Below are 9,718 nucleotides of genomic sequence, written 5' to 3' on the forward strand. Positions count from 1 at the left end.
CCACGCGGGCGAGCCCCGCCGCCACGACGGCGTCGGCACAGGGCGGCGCGCGGCGCCACGCTCTATGTCACGCTCGAGCCTTGTTCGCATTTCGGCCGCTCGCCGCCCTGTGCCGACGCCGTCGTGGCGGCGGGGCTCGCCCGCGTGGTCTCGGCGATCGAGGACCCCAATCCGGACGTCGGCGGCAAGGGGCACGCCAGGCTGCGCGCCGCCGGCATCACGGTCGATGTCGGGCCGTGTGCGGCGGAGGCCGCGCGCGACCATGCCGGACACTTCCGCCGCATCACGGACAAGCGCCCGCACGTCATCCTCAAGCTCGCCGTGTCCGCCGACGACAAGATCGCGGCCAGCGGCCATAAACCCGTTGCGATCACCGGGGAGGCGGCGCGAACGCGCGTGCATCTGTTGCGCGCGCAGTGCGACGCGATCCTGGTTGGCATCGGCACGGTGCAGGCCGACGATCCGCTCTTGACCTGCCGGTTGCCCGGCATGGCGGAACGCTCGCCGGTGCGCGTCGTGCTCGACCGCGCGCTGCGGATCTCGGGCGACAGCCGCCTGGTGCATTCCGCGCGCGAGACGCCGCTTTGGGTGATGACATCTGACATGGCGGAAGCGCCTGCCGCGGTGAAGCTTGGCGCCGCCGGCGCACAGGTGATCCGCGTTGCGGCCGGCGCGCCCGCGGGGCTCGACCTGCCGGCCGTCTTGCATGCGCTGGCGGAGAAGGGGACGACGCGGCTATTGGTCGAGGGCGGCGCGCGCGTGGCAAATTCTTTCGTTGCGGCCGGCCTCGTCGATGAAATCTGGCTGCTGCGCGGACCTGATGCGATCGGTGCCGGTGGCGTTCCCGCGCTGGACGCAATGCCGCTCGACGCAATCACGCAGTCGCCCGCGTTTCGGGTTCGTGCTAGCGAAACCCTCGGCAAAGACAGTCTCAACATCTACGAGCGTGCGTAATGTTTACCGGAATTGTCACCGATATCGGTGAGATCACCAGCCTGAAGCCGGTCGCGCAGGGACAGCTGCACCGGATGCGGATTGCCTGCGACTACGACCAGACCACGATCGCCGACGGCGCCTCGATCGCCTGCAACGGCGTCTGCCTCACCGTGGTCGCCTCCGGCACCGCCGACGGCAAGACCTGGTTCGATGTCGATGCCGCGGCCGAGACGCTCGGCATGACCACCGCCAGGCATTGGGGGCAGGGTGGCCGGCTCAACCTCGAGCGCGCGCTCAAGATCGGCGACGAGCTCGGCGGTCACATCGTGGCCGGGCATGCCGACGGCATTGCCACCATCGTCAAGCGCGACGACCTGCCCGACATGGCGCGCTTCGAGCTCAAAACCACCCGCGAGCTGGCGCGTTTCATCGCAGCCAAGGGATCGATCACGCTGGACGGCGTGTCGCTGACCGTGAACACGGTCGACGACGTGACATTTTCGGTGCTGATCATCCCGCACACGCTTTCCGTCACCACCCTGAGCGGCTGGAGGGCTGGCAGCGAGGTCAATATCGAGGTCGATCTGATGGCCCGCTACGCGGCAAGGCTGTCGGAGATGAAATGACGGCGTAGCCGCCATTCCGGGGCGATGCGCACGCATCGAGCCCGGAATTTCGAGATTCCCCGGTGCACTATTGTGCACCTGCGGTCCGGTCCTGCGGACCATCCCGGAATGACGATGTCTGAAGCATTCCTGCTTGGCTTCAGTCGTTGGGGCGACTACAAACTCGCGAAACGTTGACATGCAACGTTATCGATGAATGTCAACAAATTGAAGTGGATACGCAGATGGCTGACGCGCGGCGCGCACCCCTGAAGGACCAGACCGACATCACAGGCGCACGCGTGCTGATCGTCGAGGCCCGGTTTTACGACGACATCCAGGATGCGCTGCTGGAAGGCGCACTGGCCGAGCTGAAGATAGCCGGCGCCAGCCACGACGTGCTCACGGTGCCGGGCGCGCTGGAGATTCCGGCCGCGATCGCGATCGCAATCGATGCCGCGGCAGCGAACGGCAAGCCCTATGACGCCGCGATTGCGCTCGGCTGCGTGGTGCGCGGCGACACCATCCATTTCGAGATCGTTTCGCAGGAATCCTCGCGCGGCTTGATGGATCTGGCCGTGAGCCGGAAATTCCCGCTCGGCAACGGTATCCTCACCGTCAACAACGAGGCGCAGGCCTGGGCGCGGGCGCGCGCCAGCGAGTTGAACAAGGGCGGCGACGCGGCGCGCGCGGCGATCGCGATGCTGCGGATCAAACGCCGCCTGGCAAAGGCCTGACCATGGCTGACACCAAGAAGCCTGCGAAAACCCCCGACCGCAAAGCCAACCGGCGCGGTGCGGCACGGCTCGCCGCCGTGCAGGCGCTCTACCAGATGGATATCGGCGGCGCCGGCATCAACGACATCTTCGCCGAGTTCGAGAGCCACTGGCTCGGCAACGAGGTCGAGGGCGAGAAATATCTGCCGGCGGAAGCGGCATTCTTTCGCGATGTCGTCTCCGGCGTGGTGCGCGACCAGGCCAAGCTCGATCCCTTGATCGACGAGGCGCTGTCGAAGGGTTGGCCGCTGAAGCGGATCGACGCGATCCTGCGCGCGGTGTTGCGGGCAGGGTCCTACGAACTCGAGCATCGCAAGGACGTGCCGGGCCGCGTGGTGGTTTCCGAATATGTCGACGTCGCGCATGCCTTTGTCGAGAAGGACGAGACCGGCATGGTCAACGCCGTGCTCGACCAGATCGCGCGCCAGTTCCGCGGCGACGAGTTTGTGCGGAGCTAAGTCTTAGGCGACGGCTCTTGCCGTAGCCGTCATCCTGAGGTGCCGTAGCGAAGCGGAGGCCTCGAAGGGTGGCGGCGTGGCTCGGTGGCTGAACCGGGCCGGGCATCCTTCGAGGCTCGCTTCGCTCGCACCTCAGGATGACGGGTTGATGACCGAAGCAAGCAAACCGACCTCCGGCGAAGATTCCCTGATTGCCCGCTATTTCAAGCCGCTGGCGACCGATCCGGGCGCGTTCGGTCTCGACGACGACGCCGCCGCGCTGAGGGCGGCCGGCGAGGACATCGTGGTCACCACGGACGCCATCGTCGAGGGTGTGCACTTCCTCCCCGATGATCCGCCGGACACGCTGGCGCGCAAGGCGTTGCGGGTGAACCTCTCCGACATCGCAGCCAAGGGGGCGGCGCCGGCGGGCTTCGTGCTGACGCTGGCGCTGCGCAAGGCCGATGAAACCTGGCTGAAGCCGTTCGCCGGGGCGCTCGGCGAGGATGCCAGCCATTTCGGTTGCCCGCTGCTCGGCGGCGACACGGTCTCGACGCCGGGGCCGCTGATGATCGCGATCACTGCGTTCGGCCGGGTGCCTCGGGGCAAGATGGTGCATCGCGCGGGGGCAAAGGCGGGTGACCGCGTGTTCGTCACCGGCACGATCGGCGATGCCGCGCTCGGTCTCGATGTGCTCCGGAGCGGTCCGGTCTCGGCTGATCTGGCAGAGGATGCGGCCGGCCGGGATTTTCTTGCCGCCCGCTACCGTATTCCGCAGCCGCGCAACGCACTTGCCAACGCTGTCCGCAGCCACGCCAGCGCGGCGATGGATGTATCCGACGGTCTCGCCGGCGATCTGGCCAAGCTGTGTGCAGCCAGCGGTGTGACCGCCGTGATCAACCTGCCGAGCATCCCGTTGTCATCTGTGGCCGCGGGGCTGCTCGCGCGCAAGGCAATCGGGTTCGAGACCCTGGTGGCCGGCGGCGATGACTACGAATTGCTGTGCGCGGTCCCCGGCGATCGCGCGGACGCATTTTTGGGCGAGGCACGGCAGGCCAAGGTCGCGGTGACCGCAATCGGCGGTCTCATTGCAGGTTCGTCGCCGCCAAGCTTCCTCGACGGGCAGGGCCGGGAACTGGCGCTGAAGCGGCTGTCCTATAGCCATTTCTAGAATTGCCGCGCCCGACGGCGCCGATTTTCCTTCTAAATAGCTGCCGATATCGGCGTTTTCGGCCACAGGTGGCGTTGCACAGCGGTAACGATTTTGGCAAGGTCGCGCCCGATTTGAGGCAATCCGTTTTTGGGGAGGGTTGTCCTCGGAAAATAAGCGCCTGCCGCCCCCTAGCGGCACAAATAGGCGCGGGGGTTACATCAAGGATCTGAGGCAACATGACAGCTTTATGGTTGATTGTGCTCTGCGGGGCGCTTTCCATCGTCTACGCGATCTGGGCGACGCAGTCGGTCTTGAACGCGGATGCGGGTAATCCGCGCATGCAGGAAATCGCGGGCGCGGTGCGCGAGGGCGCACAAGCCTATCTGCGGCGGCAATACACGACGATCGGCATGGTCGGTATCGTGATCTTCTTGCTGCTGGCCTACTTCCTGGGCCTGCTCGTGGCCCTCGGATTTGCGATCGGCGCGATCCTCTCGGGCGCGGCCGGCTTCATCGGCATGAACGTCTCGGTGCGCGCCAACGTCCGCACCGCGCAGGCGGCGACCACCTCGCTCGCCGGCGGCCTCGAGCTCGCCTTCAAGGCGGGCGCGATCACCGGCATGCTGGTTGCCGGTCTGGCGCTGCTCGGCGTCACCATCTACTTCATGATCCTGGTCAAGTTCCTTGGGCTGGAAGCCGGCAGCCGCACCGTGGTCGACGCCATGGTGGCGCTCGGCTTCGGGGCCTCGCTGATCTCGATCTTCGCCCGTCTCGGCGGCGGCATCTTCACCAAGGGTGCTGACGTCGGCGGCGACCTCGTCGGCAAGGTCGAGGCCGGCATCCCCGAAGACGATCCGCGCAACCCGGCCACCATCGCCGACAATGTCGGCGACAATGTCGGCGACTGCGCCGGCATGGCGGCGGACCTGTTCGAGACCTATGCGGTGACCGCGGTCGCCACCATGGTGCTCGCGGCGATCTTCTTCGCCAAGACCTCGATCCTGGTGAACATGATGACGCTGCCGCTCGCGATCGGCGGCATCTGCATCATCACCTCGATCATCGGTACCTTCTTCGTCAAGCTCGGCGCCAGCCAGTCGATCATGGGGGCGCTGTACAAGGGCCTGATCGCCACCGGCGTGCTGTCGCTGGTCGGTGTCGCGGCCGTCATCAACTGGCTGATCGGCTTCGGCAAGCTCGAAGGCGCCGAGTTCACCGGCATGGCGCTGTTCGAATGCGGCGTGGTCGGTCTGATCGTCACCGGCCTGATCATTTGGATCACCGAATACTACACCGGCACCGACTACCGTCCGGTGAAGTCGATTGCGGCGGCCTCGGTCACCGGTCACGGCACCAACGTGATCCAGGGCCTGGCGGTCTCGATGGAGGCGACTGCGCTGCCCGCGATCGTCATCATCGCCGGCATCCTTGTCACCTACAGCCTGGCCGGCCTGTTCGGCATCGCGATTGCGACCGCCACCATGCTGGCGCTGGCCGGCATGATCGTCGCGCTCGACGCCTTCGGCCCGGTCACCGACAATGCCGGCGGCATCGCCGAGATGGCGGGACTGCCGAAGGAAGTGCGCAAGTCGACCGACGCACTCGACGCGGTCGGCAACACCACCAAGGCGGTGACCAAGGGCTACGCGATCGGCTCCGCCGGTCTCGGTGCGCTGGTGCTGTTTGCGGCCTATAACCAGGACCTCAAATTCTTCATCAGCGACTCCAACGCCCATGCCTACTTCAAGGGCGTCAACCCGGACTTCTCGCTCAACAACCCCTACGTGGTTGTCGGCCTGTTGTTCGGCGGCCTGCTGCCGTATCTGTTCGGTGCGATGGGCATGACCGCGGTCGGCCGTGCAGCCAGCGCGATCGTCGAGGAAGTGCGCCGTCAGTTCCGCGAGAAGCCCGGCATCATGCAGGGCACCGACAAGCCCGACTACGGCAAGGCGGTCGATCTTCTGACCAAGGCTGCGATCAAGGAGATGATCATCCCGTCGCTGCTGCCGGTGCTGTCGCCGATCGTCGTCTACTTCGTGATCTATGCGATCGCGGGCGGCGGCGCGGCCGGCAAGTCGGCGGCATTCTCCGCAGTCGGTGCCATGCTGCTCGGCGTCATCGTCACCGGCCTGTTCGTCGCGATCTCGATGACCTCGGGCGGCGGCGCATGGGACAACGCCAAGAAGTACATCGAGGACGGCCACTACGGCGGCAAGGGCTCTGACGCCCACAAGTCCGCGGTGACCGGCGACACCGTCGGCGATCCCTACAAGGATACGGCGGGTCCGGCGGTAAACCCGATGATCAAGATCACCAACATCGTGGCGCTGCTGCTGCTGGCGATCCTGGCGCACTGAGCCGCGACACGAACGAATGCAAAACCCCGCGGTGTGAGCCGCGGGGTTTTTGTTTTGCATGGACTTCGTTCGGTGTACTGCCGAATTGATCGGCTTTCCGCCAACGATATCCGCCGAGAATCAGACGCGAACAACACGGAGATCAATCGATGTCGCTCTCATCCGCACGGAACTATGCGCTCCGCGCTTCCAAGTCGCAGGATCAAAAGGAGGCCATCGAGCTGCTGTCGAAGGCGATCCTGGAACTGGCGATGTCGATCGAAGCAACCGACGCCAAGGTCAAGAAGATCAACAAGTCGTCGTAGTGACAGAGGCTGTCACTTGACCTCCATCTGGAGCCCTTCCTTCTCGATGATGGCGGCGAACTTCTTCGTCTCCGCATCGACGAATTCGGAGAATTGCTGCGGCGTGCCGTAGTCGGCGCGCGCGCCCATGCCGCTGATGTTCTTCCTGACGTCGTCGCGCGCCAGCATCGTCTTGATCTGACGGTTCAGCTCGTCGACGACAGGCGCGGGCGCCGTCTTCGGCAGGAACACGCCGAACCAGGACGCGACGTCGAACTTGGCGAGCTCCGGCGCGCCCTCGCGCATGACCGGCAGATTGGGCGCGGACTCGCTGCGCTCGGGCGTGGTGACACAGAGCCCGTTGAGCTTGCCGTCCAGCACCTGCGGCAGCGAGGGATAGAGGTTGTCGAACAGGATCTGGATGTCGCCGGCGAGCGCCGCCTGCAATGCGGGGCCGGCACCGCGGAACGGGACATGCGTCATCTTCAGGCCGGTGAGTTGCAGGAACCAGGCGCCGGTGAGGTGAGGGCTCTGTCCGGTGCCGGATGAGCCGTAGGTGAGCTTGTCGGGGTTCTTTTTCAGATAGGCGATCAGTTCGGGGATCGACTTGATGCCGGTCGATGGATGCGCCGAGACGATGTTCGGGATCCGGATCATGTTTGAGACCGCCTGCAACTGGTCGGCCTTGTAGGTCAGGTTGCGGAAGATGCTGTAGGCGATCGCGTTGGGGCCGGGATTGCCGATCAGGATGGTGTGGCCGTCACCCTTGCTGCGCGCGACCTCTGACGTGCCGATGGTGCCGCCGGCGCCGGAGCGATTCTCCACCACCACCGACTGGCCCCAGAGCGGCTGCAAATGCGCGGCCAGCAAACGCCCCATCACGTCGGTCGAGCCGCCGGCCGCGGCCGGCACGATGATCCGAACCGTCTCGGTCGGCCGCCAGTCACCGGCGCCGAGACTGGCACGCGGCAGCATCGATGCAGCCGACAATGCAGCCGCGCCCGACAATACCGTACGACGGGAAAATCTCTAGGCTCTCACGCGCTTGCCCCCTGCTCAGACTCTCTTGTTTGTGAGCAAGCGTAGGGGACCGCTTGCCCGTCGGGCAAGCGCGGCAACTTGGCGCAGCTTGAGTATCAGGCTCCGGTTTGACGCGTAATCTTCACGCGAACCGGAATCCGCTTCGTTCGAAGACGCTCTAGTTGAAGCTCAGCAGCTTGAACAGCGGTGTCAGGTAAGACATTTCCTGGCCCGACGTCGGCGTGGTGCGGCTGACGAAGTCGAAGATCTTGCCGTCCTTCAGGCCGTAATTGGCGAGCCGGCGCACCTGGCGGTTCTTGTCGAAGTAAACCGCGATCACGCGCTGGTCGACCACGTGCTGGTTCATGAAGGCGACCGGGCGCGAGGTCCGTTGCGAGATGTAGTAGAACACCTCACCATCCAGCGTTGCCACCGTCGACGGCGTGCCGAGCACGATCAACACCTGATCCTGGCTCGCGCCGATCGGAATCTGCTCGAGCGCCCCATCGGGCAGGATGTAGCCCTTCTGGAATTGCTCGCCGGTGCAGCCGGCGAGCGCCGCGGAGCAGACGAGGCCAACGACCGCGATGGCACGGAAGCGCGAAAGGAACCCGCGCGCGGAAGCCACGCGAGACTGTCTTGGAAGGGTGTGGTTCATCGCCGGAACTGATCCGTCCTCTTGCATCGGCCGGGGCATTGACGTACCGGGCAGCTCAATGGATTGCAATCATGCCGAGCGCCACGGGCGACCCCTCAACAGGGTCTTTTGGGGACCGGCAGCCGGAACCCGTCATGCTTTGGCCGTTCAATCACTTCAGAAAACCCCGGGTGCCCGCGCGCAGCACCATTGAGACCATCTATGGCATGATCGTGACGCAGGCGCGAGAACCGTTGTTTTACCGTGACTTGGGCGTTCCGGACACGGTTAATGGCCGTTTTGACCTGCTTCTGATGCATCTGTGGCTGGTGCTGCGGCGACTCAAATCCGTCGAGGGCGGCGTGGAGCTGTCGCAGGCCCTTTTCGACCATTTCTGCATCGACATGGACGACAATCTCAGGGAAATGGGCGTCGGCGACCTCACGGTGCCCAAGCGCATGCAGGCGTTCGGCGAGGCCTTTTACGGCCGTACCGCAGCCTATGATCTGGCGCTGACCGATGGCGAGGGGGCCCTGGCTCAGTCGTTCTGCAAGAACATCCTCAATGGCCAGCACATCGACAAGGCGCGCGAACTGGCCGCCTATGCCCGCGAGGCGATGGCGGTGCTGGCGCAGGCCGACCTCGCGGAGCTGACCAAGGGCGCGTGGCGGTTTCCCGCGCCGCAGGTTGCGGGGACCCCGGCATGACCAGCGACACCACAGGACGGCCCGATGCACCGCGTAACCGCGACCCTTGGCGCGTGCTGGTCAATGTCGCGCAGATCCCCGAGACCGGCCTGCATCGTGAGATCTCGGCCGACGAGGCAGCGCGCAAGGCAATGGCCGAGGTCGCGGAGCTGCGTGAAGTCATCTCTGCGCATGCCGAGTTCGATCTGCAGCCCAAGCGCGACGGCAGCTACCACATCACCGGCCGCGTTCAGGCCCGGATCGGGCAGACCTGCGTGGTGACGCTCGATCCGATCGAGAACGAGATCGACGAGCCGATCGACGTGGTGTTCGCGCCGCCCGAGCAGATTCCCGAGATGGCCGATCTGGTCGACGACGCCGACGACAGCGATGAGGAAACGCCGGACCCGCCGGAGCCGATCGTCGGCGGCTTCATCGATCTCGGCCGGCTCGCCACCGATGCGCTGTTTCTCGGCATAGACCCGTATCCGCGCAGGGCGGATGCGGTCTTTGAACAACAGGTTGAAGCGCCTGATCCGGAAAATCATCCCTTCGCCGCGCTGAAGGCGCTGCAGGACAAGGCCAACGGCAAGAAGCCCAAGGGGAATTGAGGGCAATTGAGGGCAGCTCGCGCCAACATTTGAGGGGATGGCTTGTCTGCAGGCTTGCGCGAGCGGTGTCCGGCGTAACTTCAAATAACTTCCATAATACATTGAAATACAATGTGTTTATGGTATTGTTCGATCGCAGTGTGTGACGGTTCGGCGAGCCCATCCTTTGCGGTCAAGAGGTTGTGCCGGACCGTGGACACGCTATTGTCGCGGCCC

11 protein-coding genes are annotated in these 9,718 nt (G+C 65.1%); 9 read left to right on the forward strand and 2 right to left on the reverse strand.

The genetic code is table 11. From position 1 onward, the window contains the following. The 7 genes from ribD to FNJ47_RS50050 form a co-directional block, all read left to right on the forward strand. Window positions 1-954, forward strand: a 954-nt coding sequence (ribD, locus tag FNJ47_RS41575; RefSeq protein ID WP_163162020.1) for a bifunctional diaminohydroxyphosphoribosylaminopyrimidine deaminase/5-amino-6-(5-phosphoribosylamino)uracil reductase RibD, incomplete at its 5' end; no start/stop codon positions are given. Beyond that, window positions 954-1,562 carry a riboflavin synthase gene (locus tag FNJ47_RS41580; RefSeq protein WP_163162022.1) on the forward strand — a complete coding sequence of 203 codons (609 nt, stop codon included), beginning with the start codon at window positions 954-956 and terminating at the stop codon, window positions 1,560-1,562. The genes ribD and FNJ47_RS41580, both read left to right, overlap by 1 nt. Before the next feature lie 224 nt (window positions 1,563-1,786). Beyond that, on the forward strand, window positions 1,787-2,278 hold the full coding sequence (gene ribH / locus FNJ47_RS41585; RefSeq protein WP_163162024.1) for a 6,7-dimethyl-8-ribityllumazine synthase: 492 nt from the start codon (window positions 1,787-1,789) through the stop codon (window positions 2,276-2,278). 2 nt (window positions 2,279-2,280) lie between these two features. Then, window positions 2,281-2,775, forward strand: coding sequence for a transcription antitermination factor NusB (gene nusB, locus FNJ47_RS41590; RefSeq protein WP_163162026.1), 495 nt, complete (start codon window positions 2,281-2,283; stop codon window positions 2,773-2,775). Window positions 2,776-2,923: 148 nt separating this feature from the next. Then, window positions 2,924-3,925 (forward strand): thiamine-phosphate kinase, encoded by a 1,002-nt coding sequence (thiL, locus tag FNJ47_RS41595; protein WP_163162028.1) that lies wholly within the window; start codon window positions 2,924-2,926, stop codon window positions 3,923-3,925. Between the two features lie 218 nt (window positions 3,926-4,143). After that, window positions 4,144-6,264 carry a sodium-translocating pyrophosphatase gene (locus tag FNJ47_RS41600; RefSeq protein WP_163162030.1) on the forward strand — a complete coding sequence of 707 codons (2,121 nt, stop codon included), beginning with the start codon at window positions 4,144-4,146 and terminating at the stop codon, window positions 6,262-6,264. A gap of 149 nt (window positions 6,265-6,413) precedes the next feature. Further along, entirely contained in the window at window positions 6,414-6,569 is a 156-nt protein-coding gene (locus FNJ47_RS50050) for a hypothetical protein (RefSeq protein ID WP_016844991.1), read from the forward strand. A gap of 12 nt (window positions 6,570-6,581) precedes the next feature. Here FNJ47_RS50050 and FNJ47_RS41605 read toward each other — a convergent pair whose 3' ends face one another. Together FNJ47_RS41605 and FNJ47_RS41610 are read right to left on the reverse strand one after the other, a co-directional pair. After that, the gene (locus FNJ47_RS41605) at window positions 6,582-7,523 is read right to left on the reverse strand and encodes a Bug family tripartite tricarboxylate transporter substrate binding protein (protein ID WP_236000427.1); all 942 of its coding nucleotides are present in this window, start codon (window positions 7,521-7,523) and stop codon (window positions 6,582-6,584) included. 223 nt (window positions 7,524-7,746) lie between these two features. After that, a complete protein-coding gene (locus FNJ47_RS41610) occupies window positions 7,747-8,226 on the reverse strand; it encodes an outer membrane protein assembly factor BamE (RefSeq protein WP_430649471.1) in 480 nt (159 codons plus the stop codon). 134 nt (window positions 8,227-8,360) lie between these two features. Between FNJ47_RS41610 and FNJ47_RS41615 the strand changes: the two genes are divergently transcribed. Both FNJ47_RS41615 and FNJ47_RS41620 read left to right on the forward strand, forming a co-directional pair. Continuing rightward, entirely contained in the window at window positions 8,361-8,912 is a 552-nt protein-coding gene (locus tag FNJ47_RS41615; RefSeq protein ID WP_163162036.1) for a ubiquinol-cytochrome C chaperone family protein, read from the forward strand. Then, on the forward strand, window positions 8,909-9,502 hold the full coding sequence (locus tag FNJ47_RS41620; protein WP_163162038.1) for a YceD family protein: 594 nt from the start codon (window positions 8,909-8,911) through the stop codon (window positions 9,500-9,502). The genes FNJ47_RS41615 and FNJ47_RS41620 overlap by 4 nt, the downstream gene beginning before the upstream one ends. The last annotated feature ends 216 nt before the right edge of the window (window positions 9,503-9,718 follow it).

This window comes from Bradyrhizobium uaiense, from assembly GCF_010811875.1.
Lineage (GTDB): Bacteria > Pseudomonadota > Alphaproteobacteria > Rhizobiales > Xanthobacteraceae > Bradyrhizobium > Bradyrhizobium uaiense.

What these genes read in the sequence shown, in the direction of transcription:
- FNJ47_RS41580 (WP_163162022.1), top strand. Translation starts at nt 954, where the DNA reads ATGTTTACCGGAATTGTCACCGATATCGGTGAGATCACCAGCCTGAAG.
- ribH (WP_163162024.1), top strand. Translation starts at nt 1,787, where the DNA reads ATGGCTGACGCGCGGCGCGCACCCCTGAAGGACCAGACCGACATCACA.
- nusB (WP_163162026.1), top strand. Translation starts at nt 2,281, where the DNA reads ATGGCTGACACCAAGAAGCCTGCGAAAACCCCCGACCGCAAAGCCAAC.
- thiL (WP_163162028.1), top strand. Translation starts at nt 2,924, where the DNA reads ATGACCGAAGCAAGCAAACCGACCTCCGGCGAAGATTCCCTGATTGCC.
- FNJ47_RS41600 (WP_163162030.1), top strand. Translation starts at nt 4,144, where the DNA reads ATGACAGCTTTATGGTTGATTGTGCTCTGCGGGGCGCTTTCCATCGTC.
- FNJ47_RS50050 (WP_016844991.1), top strand. Translation starts at nt 6,414, where the DNA reads ATGTCGCTCTCATCCGCACGGAACTATGCGCTCCGCGCTTCCAAGTCG.
- FNJ47_RS41605 (WP_236000427.1), bottom strand. Translation starts at nt 7,523, where the DNA reads ATGCTGCCGCGTGCCAGTCTCGGCGCCGGTGACTGGCGGCCGACCGAG.
- FNJ47_RS41610 (WP_430649471.1), bottom strand. Translation starts at nt 8,226, where the DNA reads ATGAACCACACCCTTCCAAGACAGTCTCGCGTGGCTTCCGCGCGCGGG.
- FNJ47_RS41615 (WP_163162036.1), top strand. Translation starts at nt 8,361, where the DNA reads ATGCTTTGGCCGTTCAATCACTTCAGAAAACCCCGGGTGCCCGCGCGC.
- FNJ47_RS41620 (WP_163162038.1), top strand. Translation starts at nt 8,909, where the DNA reads ATGACCAGCGACACCACAGGACGGCCCGATGCACCGCGTAACCGCGAC.